The 26,172-nt window shown below is 60.1% G+C and carries 25 protein-coding genes and 1 pseudogene; 22 read left to right on the top strand and 4 right to left on the bottom strand.

The genetic code is table 11. From position 1 onward, the window contains the following. Positions 1-67: 67 nt before the first annotated feature. The 14 genes from cobO to F475_RS17395 all read left to right on the top strand — a co-directional run bounded on the left by cobO (position 68) and on the right by F475_RS17395 (position 11,570). Positions 68-679: a cob(I)yrinic acid a,c-diamide adenosyltransferase gene (gene cobO, locus F475_RS17455; RefSeq protein ID WP_007936078.1), complete on the top strand. Its 612-nt coding sequence runs from the start codon at positions 68-70 to the stop codon at positions 677-679. Then, complete coding sequence (locus tag F475_RS17450) at positions 676-2,001, top strand: cobyrinate a,c-diamide synthase (protein WP_111454370.1); 1,326 nt, start codon at positions 676-678, stop codon at positions 1,999-2,001. Before cobO ends, F475_RS17450 begins: the two co-directional genes overlap by 4 nt. Then, complete coding sequence (bluB, locus tag F475_RS17445) at positions 1,998-2,648, top strand: 5,6-dimethylbenzimidazole synthase (RefSeq protein WP_111454369.1); 651 nt, start codon at positions 1,998-2,000, stop codon at positions 2,646-2,648. Before F475_RS17450 ends, bluB begins: the two co-directional genes overlap by 4 nt. Next, positions 2,645-3,553 (top strand): adenosylcobinamide-phosphate synthase CbiB, encoded by a 909-nt coding sequence (cbiB, locus tag F475_RS17440; protein ID WP_111454368.1) that lies wholly within the window; start codon positions 2,645-2,647, stop codon positions 3,551-3,553. The genes bluB and cbiB overlap by 4 nt, the downstream gene beginning before the upstream one ends. Further along, positions 3,546-4,538, top strand: coding sequence for a threonine-phosphate decarboxylase CobD (gene cobD / locus F475_RS17435; RefSeq protein ID WP_019648164.1), 993 nt, complete (start codon positions 3,546-3,548; stop codon positions 4,536-4,538). The genes cbiB and cobD overlap by 8 nt, the downstream gene beginning before the upstream one ends. After that, the gene (locus F475_RS17430; protein ID WP_111454367.1) at positions 4,535-5,986 is read left to right on the top strand and encodes a cobyric acid synthase; all 1,452 of its coding nucleotides are present in this window, start codon (positions 4,535-4,537) and stop codon (positions 5,984-5,986) included. The genes cobD and F475_RS17430 overlap by 4 nt, the downstream gene beginning before the upstream one ends. A 42-nt stretch (positions 5,987-6,028) precedes the next feature. Then, a complete protein-coding gene (cobU, locus tag F475_RS17425; RefSeq protein ID WP_111454366.1) occupies positions 6,029-6,550 on the top strand; it encodes a bifunctional adenosylcobinamide kinase/adenosylcobinamide-phosphate guanylyltransferase in 522 nt (173 codons plus the stop codon). Continuing rightward, positions 6,547-7,602, top strand: a complete 1,056-nt coding sequence (gene cobT / locus F475_RS17420) for a nicotinate-nucleotide--dimethylbenzimidazole phosphoribosyltransferase (RefSeq protein WP_018925134.1) — start codon at positions 6,547-6,549, stop codon at positions 7,600-7,602. The genes cobU and cobT overlap by 4 nt, the downstream gene beginning before the upstream one ends. Then, positions 7,599-8,174: an alpha-ribazole phosphatase family protein gene (gene cobC / locus F475_RS17415; protein WP_111454365.1), complete on the top strand. Its 576-nt coding sequence runs from the start codon at positions 7,599-7,601 to the stop codon at positions 8,172-8,174. The genes cobT and cobC overlap by 4 nt, the downstream gene beginning before the upstream one ends. A 2-nt stretch (positions 8,175-8,176) precedes the next feature. Beyond that, complete coding sequence (locus F475_RS17410; RefSeq protein ID WP_111454364.1) at positions 8,177-8,908, top strand: adenosylcobinamide-GDP ribazoletransferase; 732 nt, start codon at positions 8,177-8,179, stop codon at positions 8,906-8,908. Between the two features lie 254 nt (positions 8,909-9,162). Next, positions 9,163-9,567 (top strand): MarR family winged helix-turn-helix transcriptional regulator, encoded by a 405-nt coding sequence (locus F475_RS17405; protein ID WP_007898923.1) that lies wholly within the window; start codon positions 9,163-9,165, stop codon positions 9,565-9,567. A 52-nt stretch (positions 9,568-9,619) separates the two neighbouring features. Next, complete coding sequence (locus F475_RS17400) at positions 9,620-10,828, top strand: MFS transporter (RefSeq protein ID WP_111454363.1); 1,209 nt, start codon at positions 9,620-9,622, stop codon at positions 10,826-10,828. Continuing rightward, positions 10,825-10,947 (top strand): hypothetical protein, encoded by a 123-nt coding sequence (locus F475_RS30750; protein WP_007936107.1) that lies wholly within the window; start codon positions 10,825-10,827, stop codon positions 10,945-10,947. Before F475_RS17400 ends, F475_RS30750 begins: the two co-directional genes overlap by 4 nt. 71 nt (positions 10,948-11,018) lie before the next feature. Then, positions 11,019-11,570: a glutathione peroxidase gene (locus F475_RS17395; RefSeq protein WP_018925139.1), complete on the top strand. Its 552-nt coding sequence runs from the start codon at positions 11,019-11,021 to the stop codon at positions 11,568-11,570. 89 nt (positions 11,571-11,659) lie between these two features. Here the strand turns inward: F475_RS17395 and F475_RS17390 are convergent, their stop codons facing one another. The 3 genes and pseudogenes from F475_RS17390 to F475_RS17375 all read right to left on the bottom strand — a co-directional run. After that, complete coding sequence (locus F475_RS17390; RefSeq protein ID WP_064619339.1) at positions 11,660-12,928, bottom strand: OmpP1/FadL family transporter; 1,269 nt, start codon at positions 12,926-12,928, stop codon at positions 11,660-11,662. 146 nt (positions 12,929-13,074) lie between these two features. Beyond that, on the bottom strand, positions 13,075-13,557 hold the full coding sequence (locus F475_RS17385; protein ID WP_007936111.1) for a hypothetical protein: 483 nt from the start codon (positions 13,555-13,557) through the stop codon (positions 13,075-13,077). A gap of 409 nt (positions 13,558-13,966) precedes the next feature. Beyond that, positions 13,967-14,088: pseudogene (locus F475_RS17375) on the bottom strand (phosphatidylcholine/phosphatidylserine synthase); the annotation flags it as partial. Positions 14,089-14,571: 483 nt separating this feature from the next. Here F475_RS17375 and F475_RS17370 point away from each other — a divergent pair. From F475_RS17370 to F475_RS17335, 8 genes are all read left to right on the top strand, one after another. Beyond that, the gene (locus F475_RS17370) at positions 14,572-15,621 is read left to right on the top strand and encodes a hypothetical protein (protein ID WP_064619336.1); all 1,050 of its coding nucleotides are present in this window, start codon (positions 14,572-14,574) and stop codon (positions 15,619-15,621) included. Between the two features lie 177 nt (positions 15,622-15,798). Further along, entirely contained in the window at positions 15,799-17,844 is a 2,046-nt protein-coding gene (locus F475_RS17365) for an iron-containing redox enzyme family protein (RefSeq protein WP_111454361.1), read from the top strand. Continuing rightward, complete coding sequence (locus F475_RS17360) at positions 17,841-19,682, top strand: carbamoyltransferase (protein WP_111454360.1); 1,842 nt, start codon at positions 17,841-17,843, stop codon at positions 19,680-19,682. Before F475_RS17365 ends, F475_RS17360 begins: the two co-directional genes overlap by 4 nt. Positions 19,683-19,823: 141 nt before the next feature. After that, positions 19,824-20,780 carry a TauD/TfdA family dioxygenase gene (locus tag F475_RS17355; protein WP_064619327.1) on the top strand — a complete coding sequence of 319 codons (957 nt, stop codon included), beginning with the start codon at positions 19,824-19,826 and terminating at the stop codon, positions 20,778-20,780. A gap of 57 nt (positions 20,781-20,837) precedes the next feature. Further along, positions 20,838-22,094, top strand: a complete 1,257-nt coding sequence (locus F475_RS17350) for an ATP-grasp domain-containing protein (protein WP_111454359.1) — start codon at positions 20,838-20,840, stop codon at positions 22,092-22,094. Beyond that, positions 22,091-23,287, top strand: coding sequence for an acetyl-CoA carboxylase biotin carboxylase subunit family protein (locus tag F475_RS17345; RefSeq protein WP_111454358.1), 1,197 nt, complete (start codon positions 22,091-22,093; stop codon positions 23,285-23,287). Before F475_RS17350 ends, F475_RS17345 begins: the two co-directional genes overlap by 4 nt. Further along, positions 23,284-24,069, top strand: a complete 786-nt coding sequence (locus F475_RS17340) for an SDR family oxidoreductase (RefSeq protein ID WP_018925149.1) — start codon at positions 23,284-23,286, stop codon at positions 24,067-24,069. Before F475_RS17345 ends, F475_RS17340 begins: the two co-directional genes overlap by 4 nt. Further along, the gene (locus F475_RS17335; protein ID WP_018925150.1) at positions 24,066-24,701 is read left to right on the top strand and encodes a LysE family translocator; all 636 of its coding nucleotides are present in this window, start codon (positions 24,066-24,068) and stop codon (positions 24,699-24,701) included. Before F475_RS17340 ends, F475_RS17335 begins: the two co-directional genes overlap by 4 nt. 405 nt (positions 24,702-25,106) lie before the next feature. Here the strand turns inward: F475_RS17335 and F475_RS17325 are convergent, their stop codons facing one another. Further along, the gene (locus F475_RS17325) at positions 25,107-25,331 is read right to left on the bottom strand and encodes a hypothetical protein (protein WP_007898912.1); all 225 of its coding nucleotides are present in this window, start codon (positions 25,329-25,331) and stop codon (positions 25,107-25,109) included. Positions 25,332-26,172: the final 841 nt, after the last annotated feature.

The raw sequence follows: 26,172 nt of genomic DNA, 5'->3' as shown, positions 1-26,172 counted from the left end.
GCCAGGCTTCTTGCCGTCTATTCTTGTGCCTGCCCGCCGTTATCCAGCCTCAACGGAGAGCTCCCCCATGACTGATACCCCCGATCGTGACGAACGCCATCTGGCGCGCATGCTGCGCAAAAAAGCCGTGATCGACGAACGCATCGCCAATTCGCCGAATGAATGCGGCCTGCTGCTGGTGCTGAGCGGCAACGGTAAAGGCAAAAGCAGTTCGGCGTTCGGCATGCTTGCGCGCTCCATGGGCCACGGCATGCAATGCGGTGTGGTGCAGTTCATCAAGGGGCGCAGCAGCACTGGCGAGGAGCTGTTCTTCCGGCGTTTCCCGGAGCAGGTGCGTTTTCATGTGATGGGCGAGGGCTTCACCTGGGAAACCCAGGACCGCCAGCGTGACATCGCCGCCGCCGAAGCTGCGTGGGCGGTGTCCCGCGAACTGCTGAGCGATCCGTCGATTGGCCTGGTGGTACTCGATGAATTGAACATCGCCCTCAAGCACGGTTACCTCGATCTCGATCAGGTGCTCAGCGACTTGCAGGCCCGTCCGCCGATGCAGCATGTGGTGGTCACTGGCCGTGGCGCCAAACCGGAGATGATCGAACTGGCTGACACCGTCACCGAAATGGGCATGATCAAGCACGCCTTCCAGGCCGGGATCAAGGCGCAAAAAGGCGTCGAGTTGTGAATCAACCACGTCAATGCCCGGCGGTACTGATTGCCGCGCCGGCCTCCGGTCAGGGCAAGACCACCGTCACCGCCGCGCTCGCCCGCTTGCACCGCAATCAGGGGCGCAAGGTGCGTGTGTTCAAATGCGGCCCGGACTTTCTCGACCCGATGATTCTCGAGCGCGCCAGCGGTGCGCCGGTCTATCAGCTGGACATGTGGATGGTCGGCGAGCAGGAAAGTCGTCGCCTGTTGTGGGAAGCCGCTGGCGAAGCTGACCTGATTCTCATCGAAGGCGTCATGGGGTTGTTCGACGGTACGCCGTCCAGTGCCGACCTGGCGCGGCATTTCGGTGTGCCGGTGCTCGGCGTGATTGACGGCACCGCGATGGCGCAGACGTTTGGTGCACTGGCCCTGGGGCTTGCGCGCTATCAGCCGGATTTGCCGTTTGCCGGTGTGTTGGCCAACCGGGTTGGCACCCTGCGTCATGCGCAATTGCTCGAAGGCAGTCTGACAGAAGGCTTGCGCTGGTACGGCGCGTTGTCCCGGGAGACCGGCATCGAATTGCCGAGTCGGCACCTCGGCCTGGTACAGGCCAGCGAATTGAATGATCTCGATCTGCGCCTCGATGCAGCCGCCGCCTCGCTGGCCAGCAGTTGCGACGTGGCGTTACCGCCTGCCGTGGAATTCGCCGCGCCTGAAGTGATCGCCGCCGAACCATTGCTGGCCGGTGTGCGGATTGCCGTGGCCCGGGACGAAGCCTTTGCGTTTACCTACGGCGCGAGCCTGGATCTGCTGCGGGCCATGGGCGCCGAATTGTCTTTCTTCTCGCCGATCCGCGACCGCGAGTTGCCGGCGGCAGACAGCCTTTATCTGCCGGGTGGTTACCCTGAATTGCACCATGTGGCGTTGTCACAAAACACGCCAATGCTGACCGCCATCCGCGCTCATCACGCAGCGGGCAAACCGTTGCTGGCCGAGTGTGGCGGCATGCTGTATTTGTTGGATTCGTTGACCGATGTCGAGGGTACTCGCGCTGAACTGGTTGGCTTGCTGACCGGTGATGCGGTGATGCAGAAGCGTTTGGCGGCGTTGGCCTTGCAGGCGGTGGAACTGCCCGAAGGTTTGCTGCGCGGGCACACCTATCACCACTCGCTGACCAGCACCGAGCTTGAGCCGATAGCGCGTGGCCTGAGCCCCAATGGCGGGCGAGGGGCGGAGGCGGTTTATCGTGAGGGGCGGATGACGGCCTCTTATGTGCACTTTTATTTTCCGTCCAATCCGGCGGCGATTGCTGCGTTGTTGGCACCCGATCGTGAAGCCGCCATCGCGAGCAGGCCATGACAGAAAACGCCTTTTCCGAAGCCGAGCGCGATGCGGTCTACCGGGCCATCGGCGAACGCCGTGACATGCGCCACTTCAGCGGCGGCACGGTCGAGCCCGAGTTACTGAGGCGCCTGCTCGAAGCCGCGCACCAGGCGCCGAGCGTCGGCCTGATGCAGCCCTGGCGGTTCATCCGCATCAGCGACCGGGCGCTGCGCGGCAAGATCCAGCAACTGGTGGAGGAAGAACGCGTCCGCACCGCCGAAGCCCTCGGCGAGCGCTCCGACGAGTTCATGAAGCTCAAGGTCGAAGGCATCCAAGACTGCGCCGAAGTGCTGGTCGCTGCGCTGATGGACGGTCGCGAACGGCATATCTTCGGCCGTCGTACGTTGCCGGAAATGGACATGGCCTCGCTGTCCTGTGCCATCCAGAACCTTTGGCTGGCATCCCGCGCCGAAGGCCTGGGCATGGGCTGGGTGTCGCTGTTCGAACCGCAAGCCTTGGCGAACCTGTTGGGTTTACCGGTCGGGGCCAAGCCTTTGGCCGTTCTTTGCCTGGGGCCGGTCAAGGAATTCTATCCAGCGCCGATGCTGGTACTCGAAGGCTGGGCGCAAGCGCGTCCGCTCAACGAGTTGCTGTATGAAAATTATTGGGGAGTGAGTCAATGAGTGTGGCGTTGTTGAGTGTCGCCGCAGTCGCGCTGGATGCGCTGCTGGGTGAACCCAAACGCGGGCATCCGCTGGTGGCGTTCGGTCGTTTTGCCGATCGCATCGAACAACGTTTCAACTCCGCTGGCCGCGGCTGGCGCAGTCACGGGGTGACGGCCTGGGTGATGGCGGTCGTGCCGCTGACCTTGCTGGTCACCGCGCTGTCCTGGGCACCTTATGTTGGCTGGATCGTCGAGATTCTCGCGCTCTATTGCGCGCTTGGCATGCGCAGCCTCGGCGAGCATGTCGAGCCGGTGGCCAAGGCCCTGCGCAGCGATGATCTGGTTGAGGCGCGTACACGTGTCGGTTATCTGGTCAGCCGCCAGACCAGCGAACTGGACAAAACCGAAGTCGCCCGCGCCGCCACCGAATCGGTGTTGGAGAACGGCAGCGATGCAGTGTTCGCCGCGCTGTTCTGGTTTGCCGTGGCGGGTGCGCCTGGTGTGGTGCTCTATCGTCTGAGCAACACCCTGGATGCGATGTGGGGTTATCGCAACGAACGCTTCGAGCGTTTCGGCTGGGCTGCCGCAAAGATCGACGATGTCCTGAACTACATTCCTGCACGCCTGGTGGCGTTGACCTACGCACTGTTGGGCAAAACCCGACTGGCGCTGAAATGCTGGCGCACCCAGGGGCCGACCTGGGACAGCCCGAATGCCGGGCCGGTGATGGCGGCTGGTGCCGGTGCGTTGGGTGTCGAGTTGGGCGGGGCGGCGATTTATCACGGCGAACTGCATCAGCGTCCGCAGTTGGGCGAAGGGGTGCCGGCGGATGCCGATTCCATCGACCGTGGCTGGCAATTGGTCCAGCGCGGGGTATGGTTATGGCTGCTGATTCTCTGCGTGGGGGCTGAATTCTATGCTTGAACACGGTGGCCGGTTGCGCAAGGCAGCACTTGAATACGGTATCGCCGAAGCCGATTGGCTCGACCTGTCCAGTGGTCTTGCGCCCTGGCCATTCCCGGTTCCGGATATCCCGCTGCGGGCCTGGGCACGTTTGCCGGAAACCGATGACGGTCTGGAGCAAGCCGCCTGCGACTATTACGGTGCGGCCCAGGTGTTGCCCGTGGCCGGTTCGCAAATGGCGATTCAGTTGCTGCCGCGTTTGCGCAGGGCCGGCAAGGTCGGCGTGCTGTCGCCGTGTTACGCCGAGCACGCCGAAGCCTGGCGTCGCAACGGTTATGTCGTGCGTGAAGTCCTGGAGTCGGAAGTCGATTTCTTTCTCGACAACCTGGACGTGCTGGTGGTGGTCAATCCGAACAATCCCACGGGTCTGAGCCTGACCCCGGCCCGCCTGCTGGATTGGCATGCGCGGCTGGCCCAGCGCGGTGGCTGGCTGGTGGTGGACGAGGCGTTCATGGACAACACACCGCATTTGAGTCTGGCGCCGTTCACCAACCAGATCGGCTTGATCGTGCTGCGTTCCTTCGGCAAGTTTTTCGGCTTGGCCGGTGTGCGGCTAGGGTTTGTGCTGGCCGAGCGCAAGTTGCTCAAACTGTTGGCCGAGCAGGTCGGGCCTTGGGCGGTCAGTGGGCCGACCCGCGTCCTGGGCCAGGCGTGCCTGACGGATACGGACGGGCACACCCGACAGCGCATTCGCACTGACGAAGCTGGCGAGCGTCTGGCGTTGCTGCTTGAGCAGTATGGTTTCAAACCTCAGGGCGGTTGCGCGTTGTTCCAGTGGCTGATCACCGAGCGCGCCCAAGCGCTGCATGAATTCATGGCCCGGCGTGGCATTCTGCTGCGGTTGTTCACCCACAACAGCAGCCTGCGTTTTGGTTTACCTGCGGATGAAGCGGACTGGTCGCGCCTCGAACAAGCCCTGCAAATCCATGCCAAGGAAAACCCATGACAACGTTGATGGTGCAAGGCACCACATCCGATGCCGGTAAAAGCACACTGGTGACGGCACTGTGTCGTTGGGTCACGCGCCAAGGCGTGAGCGTGGTGCCGTTCAAGCCGCAGAACATGGCCCTCAACAGTGCGGTGACCGCCGACGGTGGCGAGATAGGTCGCGCTCAGGCGGTGCAGGCCCAGGCTTCAAACCTTGAACCGCACACCGACATGAACCCGGTGCTGCTTAAACCCAACAGTGATACCGGCGCCCAAGTGATCATCCATGGCCGCGCCGTCACCACCATGAATGCGGTCGCCTATCACGACTACAAGGCCATCGCCATGCAGGCGGTGCTGGCCTCCCATGAACGGCTGAGCGCGGCGTATCCGCTGGTGATGGTTGAAGGGGCGGGCTCGCCGGCCGAGATCAACCTGCGCGCCGGCGACATCGCCAACATGGGGTTTGCCGAGGCGGTGGACTGCCCGGTGGTGCTGATTGCCGACATCAATCGCGGCGGGGTTTTCGCGCATTTGGTCGGTACGCTGGAGCTGCTGTCGCCCAGCGAACAGGCGCGGGTCAAAGGCTTCATCATCAACCGCTTTCGCGGCGACATCGCCTTGCTGCAACCGGGGCTGGACTGGCTGGAAGCGCGCACCGGCAAACCGGTGATCGGCGTGTTGCCTTATGTGATGGACCTGCATCTTGAGGCCGAGGACGGCCTCGATCAGCGTCAGGCCGACAAGGCCGATCAAGTGCTCAACGTGGTGGTGCCGGTGCTGCCGCGCATCAGCAACCACACCGATTTCGATCCACTGCGCCTGCATCCGCAAGTGGACCTGCAATTCATCGGCCCCGGCCAGGCGATTCCACCGGCCGACCTGATGATTCTCCCGGGTTCGAAAAGCGTACGCAGCGACCTCGCGTACCTGCGGAGCAACGGCTGGGACTCGGCGATCGCGCGGCACTTGCGCTACGGCGGCAAAGTGCTGGGAATCTGCGGCGGCCTGCAAATGCTCGGCGAGCAGGTGCATGACCCGTTGGGCCTCGAAGGCGCGCCGGGTTCCAGTGCCGGTTTGGGTTTGCTGGCGTTCGAAACGCAGCTCGAAGAAGAGAAGCAGTTGCGCAACGTACGTGGGCGTCTGGCGCTGGAAGATGCGCAGGTCAGCGGCTATGAAATTCATGCCGGCGTGACCACCGGGCCGGCGCTGGAAAACGCCGCCGTGCAGCTGGACGATGGTCGCAGCGATGGTGCGCAAAGTGCCGATGGGCAGATTTTCGGTACGTACCTGCATGGCCTGTTCGAATCACCGGCGGCGTGCAGTGCACTGTTGCGTTGGGCTGGTTTGCAGGAGGTGCAGGAGGTGGATTACCACGGGTTGCGCGAGCGCGATATCGAGCGGTTGGCGGATCTGGTGGAGAAGCATCTGGATACCTCGCTGTTGCGTGAACTCTGCGGTTTTTGAGGTGGCTGCACTGGCCTCATCGAAGATTTTAAGGAATGAACCATGCTGCAACTGATCCTCGGCGGCGCCCGCTCCGGCAAAAGTCGTCTGGCTGAAAAGCTGGCGACTGACAGTCAGCTCCACGTCACTTACATCGCCACCAGCCAACCCCTGGACGGTGAAATGAACGAGCGGGTGGCCCATCACCGTGCCCGTCGTCCGGCCGAATGGGCGTTGATCGAGGAACCGCTGGAGCTGGCCCGCGTACTGCGCGAAAGCGCCGGCGTCGACCGTTGCCTGCTGGTGGATTGCCTGACGCTGTGGCTGACCAATCTGCTGATGCTCGACGACGCCGAGCGCCTGTCGGCCGAGCGCGAGGCCCTGCTGGACTGCCTGGCATCGTTGCCGGGTGAAATCATTTTTGTCAGCAACGAGACCGGAATGGGTGTCGTGCCGCTGGGCGAATTGACTCGCCGCTATGTCGATGAAGCCGGTTGGCTGCATCAAGCCTTGGCCGAGCGCTGCCAACGTGTCGTCCTGACCGTCGCCGGCCTGCCCCTGACTTTGAAAGGAACTGCATTATGACTCACACCTGGTGGCTGAACCCGTGCAAGCCAATCGATGCACAAGTGGTCGAACAGGCGCAGGCGCGTCAACAGCAACTGACCAAGCCTGCCGGTTCCCTCGGCCAGCTCGAAGCGGTGGCGGTGCAACTGGCCGGGTTGCAGGGGCAGGTCAAGCCGACCCTCGATCAGCTGTGGATCGCGATTTTTGCCGGTGACCATGGCGTGGTCGCCGAAGGGGTGTCGGCGTTTCCGCAGGAAGTCACCGGACAGATGCTGCACAACTTCGTCAGCGGCGGCGCGGCGATCAGCGTGTTGGCGCGGCAGTTGGGCGCGTCCCTTGAAGTGGTCGACCTTGGCACCGTTACGCCGTCATTGAATCTGCCGGGTGTGCGTCACCTGAACGTCGGCCCGGGCACGGCGAATTTCGTCCAGGGCCCGGCGATGACTCAGGCCCAGGGCGAACTCGCCTTGCAGGCTGGTCGCGACAGTGTGCAGCGCGCCATTGCAGCAGGCGCGCAGTTGTTCATCGGCGGCGAAATGGGCATCGGCAACACCACGGCGGCCAGCGCCTTGGCTTGTGCTTTGCTCGATTGCCCGGTGGTGCACCTGGCCGGGCCGGGCACCGGCCTGAACGCTGCAGGTGTCAGCCATAAAGCCCAGGTCATCGAACGCGCCTTGGCGTTGCATGGTGCTCAGCGTGGCGATGCGCTGCAAACCTTGTTCAACCTCGGCGGTTTCGAAATCGCTGCGCTGGTTGGCGCGTACCTGGCTTGTGCTCAGGAAGGCGTCGCGGTGTTGGTCGACGGGTTTATTTGCAGCGTCGCCGCGCTGGTGGCGGTGCGTCTGAATCCGGCCTGTCGTGAGTGGTTGCTGTTCGGTCATCGTGGTGCCGAGCCAGGTCATCGCCATGTGCTGGAAACCCTGAACGCCGAACCGTTGCTGGACCTCGGCCTGCGGTTGGGCGAGGGCAGTGGTGCGGCGTTGGCCGTGCCATTGCTGCGCCTGGCCTGCGACCTGCACGGGCAGATGGCAACATTCGCCGAAGCCGCAGTGGCGGATCGCCCGGCATGACCTTGCGCCTGGACCTGTTGCGTCATGGCGAAACCGAACTCGGTGGCGGCCTGCGCGGCAGCCTCGATGACGCGCTGACCGGCAAGGGCTGGGAGCAGATGCGCGCTGCGGTGGTTGAGCAGGGCCCTTGGGATCGCTTGGTCAGCTCGCCGTTGCAGCGTTGCGCACGCTTTGCTGAAGAGCTTGGGGCGCAATTGGGGCTGCCAGTGCAGCTGGAAAAGGATCTGCAAGAGCTGCACTTCGGCGTCTGGGAAGGACAGAGCGCCGCGGCGCTGATGGAAACCAGTGCCGAGGCATTGGGCTTGTTCTGGGCCGATCCCTATTCGTTTACGCCGCCTGATGGTGAGCCGGTTGCCGACTTTTCGACGCGGGTGTTGGCGGCCATTGAGCGGTTGCACGCGGCCTATGCGGGTGAGCGGGTCCTGCTGATCAGCCATGGCGGCGTCATGCGATTGTTACTGGCGCAAGCGCGCGGATTGCCGCGTGAGCAGCTGCTCAACGTTGAGGTTGGCCATGGCGCGTTGTTCTCGTTGACGGTTGAATCCGGCGCTTTGTTAAGGGAAGCGATCTGATCATGTTGCCGTTCTGGATCGCCCTGCAATTTCTCAGCAGCCTGCCGATTCGCCTGCCGGGCATGCCAACGCCCGAGGAATTGGGCCGGTCGCTGCTGTTTTATCCGCTGGTCGGCGTGCTGTTCGGTGCCATTCTGTGGGCGTTGAACGGGCTGTTGCAGGGCGCGCCATTGTTGCTTCACGCGGCGTTGCTGCTGACCGTGTGGGTATTGCTCAGCGGCGCGTTGCACCTGGATGGCCTGGCCGATAGCGCCGATGCGTGGCTCGGTGGTTTCGGTGATCGTGAGCGTACTCTCACGATCATGAAAGACCCACGCAGTGGGCCGATCGCGGTGGTGACGCTGGTGCTGGTGTTGCTACTCAAGTTCGCCGCATTGCTGGCGTTGATCGAGCAGCAGCACAGCGTAGTGCTGATCATCGTTCCACTGATTGCTCGCAGCGCGCTGTTGGGATTATTCCTGACCACACCTTACGTGCGTCCCGGTGGATTGGGGCAGGCGCTGGCCGATCATCTGCCACGTTTGGCCGGGAAACAGGTGTTGGTGATCAGTGCGGTGGCCTGTGTGTTGATCGCGGGCCTCAGCGGTGTGTGGGCGCTTGCGCTGGCAGCTGTGGTGTTTGTCTGGTTGCGGCAAGTCATGATGCGGCGATTGGGCGGGACGACCGGCGACACTGCCGGGGCGTTGCTGGAGTTGCTGGAAGTGGCGGTGCTGGTGGGGTTGGCGCTGCTCTGAGTCCCCGTAGAAGCGAGGCTTGTCAGCCAGTTAAGCCGTTTCAGGTGCAGCACACTCTTTGTAGCAGCTGCCGAGCTCGCGAGGCTGCGTTCGGCTGCGAAGCAGTCGCGAGTTCGGCTGAGGCGGTCTGCCTGATGCACCGCAAGTTCTGATTTTACGACTGCTGCGCAGCCGAACGCAGGCTTCGCCAGCTGCTACAGGTAAAATGTGTCGAAATATTTGCTTTCATTTAACCGCGGGTATATACACGCACCATGCTTCCTTCTCAATGTTTGTGCACTAACCTGCGTCGCGCCGCTCGTGGCGTCAGCAGGCATTACGACGGCGCGCTCGACGGCTTCGGGATCAACGTTGCCCAGTATTCTCTGCTGTGCAACCTGCAGCGTCTGGATCAGCCGAGCATCTCGACACTGGCCGAGGCCATGGGTCTGGATCGCAGCACCCTGGGGCGCAATCTACGGGTGCTGGAAGGTGAAGGTCTGGTGACGCTGGTCGAGGGCGAAGACATGCGCAATCGCATCGTCCTGCTCACCGAGACGGGGCGCGAACGTCTGGCAGCGGCCTTGCCGGCCTGGGAAGCGGCGCAGCAGCGGTTGATCGACCGTCTGGGTGCCGAGAAGCGTGAAACCTTGCTGAAACTGCTGGACGAACTGGCTTGAGGCCAGTTTTTTCGATCTTAAGCGGGTATATACCCGCTACCGGAGAACAATAATGACATCGATGTGGCGTACGTGCGGTTGGGTGCTGTTGGGCAGTGCGCTGATTCTGGCGTTGTCCCTGGGGGTGCGACACGGCTTCGGGCTGTTTCTGGCGCCGATGAGTACCGAATTCGGCTGGGGCCGCGAAGTGTTTGCCTTCGCCATTGCCCTGCAGAACCTGATCTGGGGCCTGGCGCAGCCATTCACCGGCGCATTGGCCGACCGCTTTGGCGCCGCAAAGGTGGTGTTGATCGGTGGTGTTCTGTACGCCCTGGGCCTGATGTTCATGGGGTTGTCCGATTCGGCGGTGACCTTGTCCTTGAGCGCCGGGTTGTTGATCGGTATCGGCCTGTCCGGCACCTCGTTCTCGGTGATCCTCGGCGTGGTCGGCCGTGCCGTACCACCGGAAAAACGCAGTATGGGCATGGGGATCGCCAGTGCTGCCGGTTCCTTCGGTCAATTCGCCATGTTGCCCGGCACGCTGGGGCTGATCGGCTGGCTGGGCTGGTCTGCGGCATTGCTGGTGCTGGGCCTGCTGGTGGCGCTGATCGTGCCGCTGGTGAGCATGCTTAAAGACAAGCCGTTGCCGGTGCTCGGGCATGAGCAAACCCTCTCTGAAGCGCTACACGAAGCCTGCTCCCATTCAGGGTTTTGGTTGTTGGCGTTCGGCTTTTTTGTCTGCGGTTTTCAAGTGGTGTTCATCGGTGTGCACTTGCCGGCGTATCTGGTGGATCAACACCTGCCAGCCTCCGTCGGCACCACGGTGCTGGCGCTGATCGGGCTGTTCAATATCTTCGGTACCTATACCGCAGGCTGGCTCGGCGGACGGATGTCCAAACCACGCTTGCTCACCGGTCTGTATCTGTTGCGGGCGGTGGTGATTGCACTGTTCCTCTGGGCACCCGTCACTCAGATCACGGCCTATTTGTTCGGCATGGCCATGGGTTTCCTCTGGCTGTCGACGGTGCCCTTGACCAACGGCACGGTGGCAACCTTGTTTGGTGTCCGAAATCTGTCCATGCTCGGCGGGATTGTTTTCCTGTTCCACCAGCTGGGCTCGTTCCTCGGCGGCTGGTTGGGCGGGGTGGTGTATGACCGAACCGGGAGCTACGACTTGATCTGGCAGGTGGCGATTCTCTTGAGTCTGATGGCCGCAGCCCTGAACTGGCCAGTGCGCGAGCAGCCGGTGGCGCGCCTGCAAACTCAAGTGAGTGCCGCATGAACAGTCTTTGGCCGCGGATGGCAGCCATCGCCGTCGGCGTATTGCTGCTGGCCCTGGTTTGGTGGGGCTGGCATCAGGGTGGGCTGGCATTGATGCAGCTGGGCATGGGTGCTTGCTAGCGAGCTGCTTGCTAGCGAGCGGCGAAGGCGAGTAGTTTCGCGTTCTGACGATTGCTCAAGGATGCACCGACATGCCGATGCGCTGGCTTGCAGTTCCTGCGTTGCTGATGTTTTTTTCCGGGCTGGCTCAGGCAGCAGAATGCCCGGAGCTGTTGCAAGGCTCATTGCCGAAGCTGCGCGCCAAGGAATCCATCGATTTGTGCCAGCGCTTCGCCGGCAAACCGTTGGTGGTGGTCAATACCGCAAGCTTCTGTGGCTTCGCCCCGCAGTTCAAAGGTCTTGAGGCGCTGTATCAGCGCTACAAGGATCAAGGGCTTGAGGTGGTCGGTGTTCCATCCAATGACTTCAGGCAAGAGTCCAAGGATGGTGCAGAGACTGCCAAGGTCTGTTATGTGAATTACGGCGTGACCTTCACCATGACCGAACCGCAGAAAGTCCGCGGCGATGACGCCACGCATTTGTTCAAGGTCCTTGCCGAGCAAAGCAGTTCGCCGAAGTGGAATTTCTACAAATACGTGGTCGATCGCCAAGGCAACGTGATCGCCAATTTCTCCAGCCTGACCAAGCCCGACAATCCCGAGTTCATCGAGGCGGTGGAGAAAGCCCTGGCCTCGAAGCCCTGATCGACGCGCACTAAAAAGCCCCGCCTCTGTACAAGAGTGCGGGGCTTTTTCAATTCAGGCGGCGAGGTGTTCAGGTTCGCCGTGAATGATCAGAAACGGTAGGTCGCGCCTACACCGAAACCGTTTGCCCAGTTTTCATACTTGGCGTTGTAGCTCTGGCGGCCGTTGCTGTTGTTGACCTTGACCGACTCTTCGCGCAGGTACGAGTACGCTACGTCGATGGTCAGGTCGTCGGTCGGACTCCAGCCCGCGCCCAGGCTGAAAATCTTGCGATCGCCAGTCGGAATGCGCGGGGAGCGGTTTTCGTTGTTGGTTGGTGCCTGGTCGACGGACAGACCGGTACGCAGAACCCATTGTTTGTTCAACTGGTACGAAGCACCGATGGCGTGAGCCCAGGTGTCATGCCAGTTCTGTTCTTCGGTGATGGTACCAAACCGGCTGTTCAGGGCTGCAGGGACGCCGCTGTTTTCGACGCTGATTTCTTTCAGGCGGCTCCAGCGAGTCCAGGTGCTGCCCGCGTAGAGGGTCCACTTGTCATCCAGTTGATGAGTGAGCGAGATATCAACCGATTCAGGAGTCGTTATGTCCAGGGATGCATCGTACTTCTGGTTAGGGTTCTGACCCAGAGCCCCGAGGAGGCTGTAGTTGACCTTGGTGTCACCTTCGAGCTTGTACTTCACTTTCGAGTGGTAGGTCAGGCCAACGCGAGTGCTGTCGGTCGCTTGTACCAAGATGCCGATGTTGTACCCCAGCGCGGTGTCGTCACCTTTGATCTTGACGTTACCGTCCGCTGCGCGCGGGTTTAGTGACAGGTTCGATTCCAGGGTGCCGTCAATGCGGTTGATGGTCGGACCGAAACCGATCGACACCTTGTCGTTGAAGGCATAGCTGATGGTTGGCTGGAGAGTCACGATTTTGACTTCGCTTTTACTGCCGAAGTAACGGCCGGCGAAGCCGTTCTCGTAGTCGGTCACCAGACCGAATGGAGCATAGACGCCGAAACCGACTGCCCACTGGTCATCGAGTGGCTTTACGTAGTAGCCCATGGGCACGCCCATGAAAGGGACCATGTCACCTTTGTTGGTACCACCATTCGGGCTGGAGCTGGCATCACTGATGTCAGCGTGCGCGTCGATAAATGCAACACCGCCGGTCACTTGTTCGCGCTTGAGGCGAGACATGCCGGCAGGGTTACCAAAAACAGTGGATGCGTCGTCGGCAGAAGAAGATCGCCCGGCAAAACCTGTCCCCATCCCGCTGATGCTTTGTTCGTTGAGGGCAAAGCCACTGGCGAAGATCTGGGTGGATGCCAAGGCAACGGCGAGGCTAAGGGTGGTTTTGAGCATTACTTTTTTCATTATTAGAACTCCTGGTGATCACCGGAGCGAAAATTACCAACATTTTCGTCCGGGCGCCATAGCCTGTATTGCTTGATTTAGAGCGGTTTTGTAGGACAATCCGACCAAAATCGCGACCTGTTGGGCGATCTTCTGAAATGGGTGAATCAGCAGGCGACCTGATTCAACGATGAAACACAGGTTTGCCAGGCGTAGGTGAAGTCTCGCAAACGACCTTGGGGCTGGAAGGTCTGGCGCCAGATTCGGGCCATTCCCAGCAAGTCATCGGAGGCGGGGAGGGGAGTGTTCTGTTCTTCTACCAGCAGCCAGGCGATGGCTGTGGCGTAACGCAGGTTGACGGTCAATTCCAGGTGCGGCCCGCTGAGAAAAGCATGCTGGCTGGCCAGGCCGCGAACCAGGCTCGCCCGCTCCGGGTCCAGGGCCAGGTAGTGATCCCAGAGGGCCTGGTGGCGGGGCTCGGCGATCCGGTACAAGCCGTGTCCACGGCGGTCATGCAGGGCTGAACCAAGGGCTGACTGACTGGCGGCGATGCCCAGCAGCAGGGATTCGGCAGTCGCGCTATGGCGCCCGAGGTAGATCAATGTCGGACGGATCACATAACGGCACAGTTCGCTGGCAGCGATACCCATAAAGCCCTCGAAACATCAAGTGGTCGGCGATACCTGAAGAGGCCTTGGCAGCTGTGGATCGAATCAGGCTCGCCGTAAGCGGATCAAGCCGCTTGAGTTGAAGTGTAGTGTCATTATTTTGCTGTAAAGGACTGTTTTTAAAATATTTCCGGCTTCGAGTTATAACCGTTATATCGGTTGGTGCTTAGGCAATGGCGGCTAAAAGAGAAATATCGGGCGATAAAAACCCCGCTTTTCAGGGTGATGCTGTTCACCTAAGCGGAGCCGCCTTACCGTCCTTGGCCTGGAAGGCCTTGGACGGTGCAGACGCGACTCACTCTATGGGGGTGTTTTGGAGGAAGGTGCTCAGGAGCCGCGTACGCGACGGCGACGGGTCGATGATGTAAAGGCACAGTGCAACCACGTTCTACGTGGCGGCGAAGCCCTGGAAGGAGTTGTCCTTGCTCTTCATGTTGACATTGCAAAAGCAAACAGCGACGACACCAGAATCAGCGACACGGTGAGCAGCAGGGTGTCGTCAGGCAACTTGAGCGGGCATTCATAGGGTTTGTTGATTTACGCGCCTTTTCATGAATATTTTTTTCTTGGATAAAATGCAGGTGCTTCATTTGACATTTGGGATCCAATGTCTAGAATCGATCGCATGAGCCCCTCGGATGGGCCAAAAAGAATAAAAGTAAAAAGGAAGATACAATGCATGGAAGCTATCCGTATCAGCGTATTGCAGTCTGCAATACCTTCAAATTGCACCTCGCAAAAATCATCACTGAATTTCCCGCCTCGTCGCATTGTGCTGTGAATTATTTTGCTCGCGCACGGTTTTAATTAATTTCGACCTTCATGCATCTAACAGTTTGGATTGTTGATATCTCAAACTTATGGTGCCTGGCTTGCTGTGGGCCGTTATTGGCAGGTTCGCACTTTCGATATTGAATAATCGAAATAGACGTTCGTCCCAAAAAAAGTTGGCTGATCAAATGGAATTCCGATTCTCGCTAAAGGAGTGGCTTGGCCATGTTTAAAAGACGCAAGCGCACCGCGCTGGATGATCCCAGTCTGGAACGTGTGAAGTTAACACCCCAGATGCTCACCTACGATCAATTCGCCAGTCGCAGTCGTTCCCAGTACTTGCCTTATGTGATGGGTTTCAATGCCGCCGATTACCGTTCGGAAGCGATCAATACCGATCGGCTCGGATTTCGCCTGGCCTATGATGCGCAAGGTCGGCCGGTCAGTGTCGGCACCCTCGAGGCCAGCACGCTATCAGAGGTGAATTTACTGGTCGGGGCCTCGTCAGCCTTGGGTTACGGGGCTTCCAGTGATGCCGCCTCGGTAGCGAGCCGCCTGTCCACGCATGATCCCGACGCTACGCCATGGCTGAATTTCGCGGGGCATACCTTTAATGCGACCCAGGAATTGATGCTGTTCGTGCTGCATGCTCATCGACTGCCCAAAGTGCGACGCATCGTGATCATGGGCGGCTTCAATACTCTGGTCATGGCGCGTCTTCCTGAGTTCATTCGAGGTGATCTGCCACCGTTCTACTTCTGCGGTGACTATTACGAAAAGTTTGATGAAATTGCTGAGGAAAATGGTGCAGAACTGCCGCCTGGAAAACTTCCAAAATGGCCGGCCGAAACGACTGAGGTTCCGCCTGTTTCGCAAACTCTGGTACGCGCGCTGCAAGACACCATGAATTGTCTGACTACCTGGAAACGCCTCGCGGATTCTTTGGGTGCAGAACTTACGTTTGTTCTCCAGCCCTTGGCGACTTGGGTAAGAACGCCGTGTGCCGAAGAACAGAAGCTGTTCAATGAGCTTGATCAGATTTCCCGGTTTGGTACCTGGCAGCATTTATATGGCGATATATCCGCCCCCACGGTCGCGGAATATTACGCCGATAGTCTGGCCAACAGTTGTCATGACTTGGGTATTCGATTTGCCAGTTTGATCGATGATTTTAGAGAGCGTCCGGATGATGAATGGTTATACGTTGATCGCGCGCACTTTACCGACCTTGGCAGTGATGTCGTAGCACGCGCCATTCATCGATACCTGCAATGAAAATTTAGGGGGCTCTATGTTAAAGCGAATTCGCAAGGCACTTGGTTCTTTGTTCAAGAAAAAGAAAAAAGCCAAGAAGAAAAACAATTCCTCCATATATCCAATGCACTGATGAAGACTAATAGGCAAATCTTTTCCAGCTTCCTCGGGGCAGAGACCGGGGGAGAGGCCAGGCGCATGTTCACGCCGGTCAGCCTGCGCACTTGCCTGGGTGAGGTGCATGGGACGGACTTGGTAGACGTCGACTTCACCAGCCCGGCGGCTTTGGCGGGGCTGGCGAGTGTTGCATGCGAGCGGCTTGGGCCGTTGCGCGACGGATTCCGAAGGTTGGCACAGACAATTGAGGGGAACGAAGCGGATGCCCAGGCGTTGCGTGCCAAGGCGGCGTTGGAGTCGGCTCCCTTTCTGATCGGCAGTCAGCACCTGATTCATGGGGTGTGCGGCAGCTGGAATAATGAAGCACGCCATGCCATGGCAGCGCTGAGTATCCATGCGGCGGATGTGGGTGCCGGTCAGCCAGGGGCCAGTCGTATCCAGCGCTACCTGGAATTGCTGCGTCAGCACGCGCTGGCAGATGCTGGCGAAGATCTCTTGCGAGCAGTGGCCGACCCAAGGATCTCGGACGGTGCCTTCAACTTTGCCTCGACCCTGCTCGTATTGGGGCATTTTCCGGAGTCGCTGACGGCCCAGATCCTGGGGATCAACCTTTACCTGCGTCATTGCGGGCTGTTGCCCTCGTTTGAGTTCATCGCCCATAACGAGCCGTCCGCCCGCCAGTTTCTCGATCTGCGTCGCGACCCCGCTGGTAGTGCCGACGATCTTGCCGTGCTCGCCGAAACGGCAGTCCGGGAATTTCTCGTGCAAATGGGCGCTGCCGGAAACGATGGGGTACGCCAAGGCTACCTGTGGGCGCGCCGGCAGGCCGAGGAGATGAACGAAGCGCTGCTCGATGTGCTTGAGCGCTGGCTCGATCCGAGAGAGGCGGCGCGCCACCTGATCAGCCGACGTCGGCTGGATGCTTGTCAATACCATGACAAGACTCAGTTGAATAAGGTGCCGATGAAGCCCTTGCTCGCAGTCGACGACTCCTTGAAGTTTCTCGACCATCTTGCCGCCAGCGCTTACGTGCGGGCGGGCAGGCCGGAATCGAGTCCACTGCTCACCAGCCTGATTTCGCCGCGGGGCAAGATGTTCCGAATCTTCAGTCGCGACGATATTGCCATTCTTCACCGCTGGATCTGCGGCTTGCCTTACTCCGATGCGCCCAGGCAGACCCCGGCTTTCCAGGTATGGAAAGACGACGGCAAACTCGCCGGGGCTCTTCGCGAGGTCGCTGAAACCCAAGCGTTGGTCGCCAGATTCAGCCCGCGACAGGCCTACCCGCGCCTGTTGCGAATGGAGCTCACGCCGTCAGAGGAATCCTATGCCGGTCACTACGTGAAGAGCTGGCTGGCCAGGGCCGCCCGTGGCGTCACCAAGGGGTATTGCTCGTTGCCGGAGCGTTGGGCTCCCGGTGTCCTGCAGCAGTGGTTGCAGGGCCAGCATGAAGCTTCCAACCAGGCACTGGAGCCGGACGAAGAGCTGCCGTCTCGCGATGAGGTGGTCGCCGATATCCTGTCCCTGGCGCCGCTGACAATGATCGACGGGGCCTGGCTGGCCGGGTTCGCCCACCCGGCGGTAGCCTCCACGGCGTACGGCAGCAGACTGTTCGAAACGCTTTTCGATGAGTTGGGCAACGGAATCGAGGCGCAGAACCATCCCGTCATCTACCGCCATCTGCTCAAGGCAGTACATGGCGAGTTGCCGGCCACCGCCGACCCTGGATACGCCAACGCCGCTTGCTTCAACGACGAGAACTTCGAGCTGCCCGTGTTCTGGTTGTCTATCGGGCGATATCCCCAAACCTACTGCCCGGAGATTCTCGGGCTGAACCTGGCGATGGAGCTATCCGGAGTAGGGGGCGGTTACCGGCGTACCCACAAGGCGTTGGTTGCCTATGGCTATCCGACGATGTTCGTCGATCTGCATAACTCCATCGACAACATCTCCACCGGGCATACGGCATGGGCTGCCGCGAGTCTGGATACCTACCTTTGTGCTTTTTCTCGTAGTGACCGTGATGAACTCTGGGCGCGCGTCCGTAATGGATTCGTCGCGCTCAATCCACCCAGGGAGCAAACAATGCTGGATAAGTTTCGCGAAAAAGTGAGGTCGCTGCTATGACGATTACGCTTGGCATCTCTGCCTTTTATCACGACAGCGCGGCCAGTCTGGTAGTGGACGGCAAGATCGTTGCCGCGGCCCAGGAAGAGCGTTTCAGCCGGATACGGCATGACCCGGGTTTTCCACGCAAGGCCATCGAGTACGTCCTGAGGAACGCAGGTATAAACCTGGCCGATGTCGACCATGTCGCCTATTACGAAGACCCGGCACTGAAGTTCCGTCGGGTACTCTCGACGGCCGCCGTGGCCGGGCTTTCGGCAGCGCGCACCTACGCACCGGTGCTTGGCGAATGGCTATCAACCAAGCGCCGGATGGACCGTGAGGTCGTGCGTCATCTCAGAGCGATGGGAGACCGGGACGGTCGCCGAATCGAAGTGCATGGTCACCACGAGTCCCACGCCGCATCGGCATTTTTCCCCAGTCCTTTCGAGAGCGCCGCGATCCTGTGTATCGACAGTGTCGGCGAGTGGGCGACGACCACCATCTGGCACGGCAGGCCAGAAGGTATCAAGCTGGTCGCCGAGTTGTCCTTTCCCCATTCGCTGGGCCTGCTCTATTCGGCCTTCACCTATTTCTGCGGCTTCAAGGTGGACTCCGGCGAATACAAACTCATGGGACTTGCGCCATATGGCAAGCCTCATTACGTCGACACGATCCTCTCGCATCTGATCGATGTGAAGCCCGATGGCAGCTTCAGGCTCGACTGGACCAAGTTTGAGTTCATCAAAGGCCAGGTCATGACGGGCGATGCCTTTGAGCAGCTGTTCGGTGGCCCCCGGCGCTTGCCCGAGGCCCCCCTTACCGATCGCGAGTTCGATTTGGCCGCATCGGTGCAGAAAGTCACGGAGATCGTCGTTTCGCGCCTGGCCAAGACCGCCCGTGAGCTCACTGGCGAGACCGCGCTGTGCATGGCCGGGGGCGTTGCCCTTAACTGCGTAGCCAACGGCGTGATCTCGCGTGAGCGGATATTCGACCGTCTGTGGGTGCAACCGGCGGCTGGCGATGCGGGTGGCTCGCTGGGCGCCGCGCTGCTGACTGACCGCAAGTATCGCAGGGTAGCGAGCCGCGAACTGCCTGCTGGCGTGCGTGATGGCATGAGCGGAGCATTGCTTGGGCCGGAGTACAGCGAAGAGCAGATCAGGGACGAACTGGAAGCCTGCGGCGCTGTTTTTCACAGGCTTTCGCCGGAAGAGCTCGACCAGCGGGTGAGCACCAGCATCGAGGATGGCGGGGTCATCGGCTGGTTCCAGGGGCGAATGGAGTTCGGTCCGCGATCGCTTGGCAGCCGTTCGATCCTGGGTGATCCGCGCCGCTCGGACACCCAGTCAAACATGAACCTGCGCATCAAGTTCCGCGAGTCCTTCCGCCCCTTCGCTCCCGTGGTGCTTGAGGAAAAAGCGGCAGACTACTTCGACATCGTCGAGGAAAGCCCCTACATGCTGGTGGTCTCGCCCATTGCAATGGGCATTCGCAAGGCGATCCCACAGGAGAGTGCGCGGCTTACCGGGATCGACTTGCTCAAGTTGGTGCGTAGCGATCTGCCGGCAATCACCCACGTGGACTTCTCGGCAAGGGTGCAGACCGTTGACCGGGAGCGCAACCCGCGGTTCCGGGCGCTGCTTGAACACTTCTATCAGCGTTCAGGGTGTCCTGTATTGGTCAACACCTCGTTCAACGTGCGTGGTGAGCCGATTGTGAACACGCCGTTCGAAGCTTATCGCTGCTTTATGCGTACCAACATGGATGTGCTGGCGATTGGCGACTTCTACCTCGATAAATCGGAGCAGCCTCAGTTCGAGGAGGCGGTCGACTGGCGCGAGACAGTACCGCTGGATTAACTCTTTCATACACTAGGGAAGGTGCACTATGGATTATGTTCTGCTCTACCTGATCCTGCCGTTGGGGATGTTTATCCGACGAACCAAGGCGTTCGCCCATCAGCCGGACCCCAAGGTCACCTCATACCTGAACCGCAAATCATGAGCGTCATGGCCATGGATGTTCAGGAGGCTTCATTGGTACAGGTGGTGGTCGTCAATGATCCCGACCTGACCGGGCTGGAGGGCTGTCGCGTGAGGCTGGCCGAAACGCCGCACTGCGCTGAGAGTGTGGGAGCAGTCGGCGGGGACTGGCTCGGCACAGTGTTGGGCCGGGACATCGTCGAGGCAATTCGCGCATTTCCTGACAGCCCGCACAAAGCGCTGCTCATCAGAGGCATTTCGCTCTCTACGGACGTCGCGACGCCGCGCAATGGTTTCCTGCCCAACGCCGAGTGTGTTCTTGACTTCGATCTGCTGCACTTTGGCATGTTGCGGCTGCTGGGTGTCAGGCCGCATGCAGTCGAGTATGAGAACTTCGGCAAGCTGGTCAGAAACGTCGTTCCGGTTCCGGAGGCCGCGGGCACCACCAGCTCTTGGGGCGCGGATGTGGAGTTTTTCTGGCACACCGACAATCCCAACTGGCCCTTCGCCGATCAAAGCCGAAATGTCGCGACCGCCGTGCCGAACTTCTTGGCCTTTACCGCCGTGCGCAACTTTGAAGGCGCCTCCACCGACATTGTTTGTGTGGATCATGTCCTTTCAAAGCTGCCCGGCTGGGCGATCGCCCAGTTGCAGAAGTCTGCCTACACCTTTGGTGCCCCTGCCTCCAACGAGGGCTTCGATGGCCAGCCGAGGGTGCTGCCGGTGCTGGAGCACGACGAGGGCGGTTATCGCCTGCGCTTTGACGATGGCATCGTGGCCGCCCTCGACCTGGACAGCGAAAAGGCACTTGGGCTCCTGCGCCAGTGCCTGCGCGATGCCCAGGGTATAGAGGTGGTGTTGCAACCAGGCGACTTCTTCATTTTCAAAAATGCCCGCGTGCTGCACCGGCGCAAGGCGTTCCAGCCTCTGCTCAACGGCAAGGCGCGCTGGCTGCGCCGGGTGTACGGCAGTTGAGCCTTTGCTTCAAGAACCATCACACAACAAACATCACAGTAGACAGGGAGTTCATGCATGAATAAGCGTATCGCAGTAGTCGGTGGTCGTCCCTCGCCCATTCACGGTGCCAAGGAGCTGGGCATCGACGTAGTGCTGGTGCATCAGGAGGGTGACTACGAGCAGGAAATCCTCGCCCATTGCGAACAGGTGGTGCATGCCAGGATTGACGACGCCGAGGCCATCATCAAGGTCCTCGAGCCCCTGCACCGCGACCGTCCGTTCGATCGCATCATGACCACTACCGAAGTGGCAGGCGAGTCAACGGGCAAAGTGGTCGATCACTTCGGTCTCACCGGGGTTTCCTATAAGACTGCGCGCCTGCTCAAGGACAAAGTGGCCATGCGCGAGTTGCTGGTCGAGCACAACCTGAGCCCGGTTGCCTATCGCCATGTCACCAGTGCGCAGGATGCCGTCGCGTTCGTCAAAGAGCATGGCAAGTCGGTTCTCAAACCCGCCGAAGGCGTGGCCAGCCTGCATATCCATCCCTGCGATGACGCAGCCTCTGCTTCCAAGGCCTGGCAGGCGCTTCAGGATGCCGACGTCAAGCACATTATCATCGAGGAGTACCTGGAGGGGCCGGTCGTCAGCGTCGACTCCTTCTCGTTCCAGGGGCGCCACCTTCCCATTGGTTACTCCCAGTACCGCATGAACGACAAATACGTTGAGTGGGAAGTCAGCACGCCGAGCACCGAGGCCAGGAAATGGCTGAGCGAGCTGAAGGAAATGACCTGCCGCCTGCTCGACGCCGTAGAACTGGAAGAGGGGCCCTCCCATAGCGAGTTCGTGCTGACCCCCAAGGGGCCTCGTGTACTCGAATCCCATGCTCGCCTGGCGGGCTCGGGTGCCCCTGAACTGGTGCGGCGTGCGTTCGGCCTGGACCTGAACCGCATGTTCCTGACTGTGCCGCTGGGTATCGACACTCTGCCGCAAGTGTCGCCCGAGCCGAAAGCGGGTGCCGCGATCCAGTTCTTCGTACCGACACCTGGCAAGGTCAGAAAGGTCGAGCTCGATCTCAAGCCTGACGTCGATGTGCGCCATACCAAGTCAGGCGAGACTCCACGGGTGTTCTTGCCGTTCCTGTTCGAACTGGGCGCAGCCGAGCGTGCCGTAGTCATCCAGAAGCATGAGGGCGATACGATTCCACCGCTCGACACCGTTGCCGACTGCGTTTCAGGGTATGTCCTGGCAACAGGCACCTCGCGCGAGGATGCCGTGCGTATCGGTGATGAACTGGTAGCGGCGGTCAACTTCATCGTGGATCCCACGGCATGAAATATGTCCTCTGCTTGCACCGTTGGGTCGGTAGCCAAGCGCTATACGACCGATACGAACTGCCGGCAGGAATGCAGATTCGGGCGATCTGTACGCCCGAATCCTGCGCGTCCCTGCCGAGCGAGCGCCTGGCGTCAAGCTCGGTGCTCGTCTCACTGGACGATGCTGAGGCGGTCATGGCTGAGGCCGAGCGTCTGGTCGAGCAACATGGGGTTCCAGCGCTGGTGGTTGCCCTCAATGAGGGCGACCTGCTCAATGCGGCTTCTATTCGTGAGCGATGGCAGGTACCGGGAGATCTTGTCGCGTGGACCGAGCGGTTCCGCGACAAGCTCACCATGCTGGAGGTCGCAGGCCGGCAATCGTCGATCGGCGTGCTGCCTGCGTCGCCTGCCGATTCCCGCGAAGCGGTGGAGCGACTGGCCGCTGAACATGGCTATCCGCTGGTGCTCAAGCCGCGCTACGGCACGGCGAGTCGCGGCGTAAAGTTTCTTCGCGGTCCAAGGGATCTTGATCAGATCGGGCAGGCCACGGAGCCGATGATGGTCCAGGCTTGCTGCGCGGCCCCCATCCTGCACGTTGACGGCTGGTGGGATGGGCAACGGATTGTGGTAGTCACGGCGTCGCGTTATGTGAACAGCTGTGCCGATTTCGGTCCGGATAGCCCGCTGGGTAGTATCGAACTCGAGGAGGGCGATGACGAACGGCGGATTGCGGGGCGCGTCGAACAACTGCTGGCAGTCTTCGCGCCTGAGCGAGAAATCGTCTTCCACCTCGAACTGTTCGACCTGGATGACAAATTGCTGTTCCTGGAAATCGGTGCCCGGGTCGGTGGCGCCGAAATCCCGTTCCTCTGGCGAGAGGTGAGGGATATCGACCTGCTGGGGATCGCTTGGGAAATCCAGACCGGGGCGTCTACCCGCTACCGGGACCTTGCGCGCAGCCTTAGCAAGGAGGGCAGGCCATTGCACCGCGAGCGGGGGGCATGGGTGATCGCCCGCCGCAACAGCTCGCCGCGTGAAGGCTTGGGTACCCTGTACTGGGCTCAACCGCAGAACCTGGATCGCTTCGCCAGCGGTGTTTATGAGGGCGCTGGCACGCGCCTTCGGCTGCGCAGCTTCGATCGTCCCGCGCTGGTACGTGACGTGGGGAAGATCTTCGAACAGTTATCCGAAGCATGGGGAGCTCAATCTTGAAAACAGCAGTTGTTACCGGTGCAAGCAGTGGCATTGGCGAGGCATGCGCTCGTACCTTGGCCAGTCGTGGTTGGCGGGTATTCCTTGTGGCGCGCAGGGGGGATCGGCTCGAGCAGATTGCCGGCGAAACCGGCGGACGCGCCATTGTGCTGGATGTGACACAGGCGCGAGAGGAGGACTTGGTGCAGGTTTTCGAGTGCGATCTTCTGGTGAACTGTGCGGGCGGGGCGATCGGCCTGGATGGGGTAGACGCGGCCAGTGCCGAGGACTGGACGAACATGTTCAACAGTAACGTCCTTGGGACTTTGCGGATGACCCAACTGCTATTGCCTCGGCTCATCGCGTCCCAAGGGTGCATCATCAATATCACCTCAACGGCTGCGCTAGCCGGATATGAGGGGGGAGGCGGCTATTGCGCGGCCAAGAGTGCCCAGCGCGCACTGACCCATTCCTTGCGACTGGAGATGAAGGGTATACCGGTGCGCATCACCGAAGTGCTCCCCGGCATGGTGCATACGCCAGAGTTTTCCTTGAATCGTTTTCGCGGCGACGCCGAACGGGTCAGTGCCCTCTACAAGGATGTCGACCGGCCTTTGAGCGCGGACGATGTCGCCCAGGTTGTGGCTTGGGTTGCCGATCAGCCTGCACATGTTAATGTCGATGAAATCGTGGTTCGGCCAGTGGCACAGCGTGCTCAGCATGCGCTGTTCCGCGGCAGCCTCGGCTGGTTCGAGCCGCAGCGGGCCGATACATCCCCTTTGAACGATGGAGCACGCCAATGATGGCGCTGGAAAGCCTGGCCGGTGTGGCCATTATCTCCTTGGGTATGGTGCTGACACCGGGTCCCAACATGGTCTACCTGACCTCGCGGGCGATTTCCCAGGGGCGGCTGGCCGGGATGATTTCGCTGGCGGGTGTGGCGCTAGGCTTCGTGTGCTACTTGTTGGCGGCGGGACTGGGACTGGCCGCTTTGTTCAAGGCAGTGCCAGTCGCCTACGATGTCGTCAGGATCGCAGGCGCATTTTATCTGGGCTATCTGGCCTGGAACATGCTGAAGCCCAGGGGGAGTTCCCCCTTCGAGGCGCGGGAGCTGCCACCTCACTCGCGGAGACGGCTGTTCACCATGGGGCTTGTGACGAACCTGCTGAATCCGAAGATTGCGCTGATGTATTCCGCGCTGATCCCGCAGTTCATCGACCCTTCCGCAGGATCTACCTTCCAGCAATTCATCCAGATGGGGCTGGTACAGATCACCATTGCCGTCACCGTGAACGGCATGATCGTTCTCGCCGCCTCCCGGGTCAGTGGATTCCTGGCCAAGCGACCTTCTGCCATGCGCACCCAACGCTGGGTGTCCGGGACTGTCCTGGGCGTCTTCGCGGTCGATATCCTGCTGCGCAAACCGCTCACCTGATAGGGAGCGAGTGTTTCGCCTGACCGTAATGCTGTTCACTTGAGTATTTGAGCTTCAGCCGGACTTCCTCGAAAATCCGATGCCAGACCTCTGGCATCGGATTTTTATGGTGCGCCCAGCATGGGCGTAATCTTGTGCGTAGATCCGGCGGTTGTGCGGGGACATTGCTGTGCAACTGATCGTGATGGCCGCGGACAACCCGATTTCAGGTACAGGCGGATGATTGGCAGGGTTAAGTACCGGTATCGGAGGGGTGTTTCTGAATCACCGTCCAAGGCCTTCAAGGCCAGGGACGGTGAAAATATCAAAGCCCCGGTTTCCAGTGGACCGTAAGGCTGCTCCGCTTAAGTGAGCAGCATTACGCTTTTCAGCAGGGCTTTTGAGGTTTTCAGCCTTTCTGGCGTCTCAGGCAACCAGTGCCTGGCGAGTACGCTCGATCACAGCCTGCAGCGGCTCGGCGCTGGAGTATTGATCGGGGTACAGGCGTTCGCTGTGACGAGCGATGCCGTGTTCGTTGACCAGAGTGAAGCTGAAGCAGCCTTTGCGAGCGGCCATGATCAGGCAGTTCATTGGAGCAAAAGCGTTGGTTAGGGTGCGAATGGCATCCTGAGTGTGGATTTGAGTAGACATAATCGGGTGTTCCTACAAGCGACACGGATAAGAACCGTGCAAAATTAAAACGTTCCAGTGACGACGACCACCATTGGTCGAACGAAGAACCCGACTGGAACAAAGCAGCCAGTTTGAAGCGCTGATAAGTTGGCGCGCTTGGGCTGGCAGGTAGGTACTTAGGAGGGCAGGCAACACATCAGGGGCAAAGGTTCTGGGCCCGGGGTGAAGATCCTGATCAATTTTTGCAGGTTGGTTCGGTCAGAGTAAGTGAACTTCGCAACACCCTTTGCTTTCGATTCAAAGGCTGTGTTGACGCAAGATTTACCTGGAAACCATCGAGGTGGTCGATCCCGCTTTGTCGGTGAAGGCTTCTCTCAGGGAAGGCTGACCGGGGGGATTTGTTCGACCAGAATTGACTTTCAGCTTGGTACTAACGCCGCGGATACTAACGGATTGAATGGCCGAAGGGAAGCCTGCTCGCAAAAAAACACTGAAGTGCCGGCCGACCACATCCGCAAGTGCTGTCGGAAAATGTCATCGGCCGACACGTGCCCCGCAATTGCCCAAAAAACGGCCGTTGATCCGAGAGGGCGATCGAGCCAGGATCAATCTGCGGCGCGGGTTGCCGGGTTTATCCCCAGGCGTCACCGTAAAAACGCGCCGAAAAAGCGCACCGATATAACCGCCTCGCAGGTACTTGTGCACATTAGTTGCGCGGACTGTCATCCCACTGTCATCCTCGCTTCACCGAGGGTGGGTGCCTGTAACGAAAATTTAAGTCAATGAAAAACATCGCTTTTTTTTACTGGTGAAAAAATCGTCAGTTTGACTGCGAGCCCCATTCCACACGGCTTTGCGC

Origin of the sequence: Pseudomonas sp. URMO17WK12:I6 (assembly GCF_003253625.1) — a bacterium.
GTDB lineage: Bacteria > Pseudomonadota > Gammaproteobacteria > Pseudomonadales > Pseudomonadaceae > Aquipseudomonas.
The sequence above is the reverse complement of the archived record's forward strand: the minus strand, read 5'-3'. Positions and strand labels throughout refer to the sequence as shown.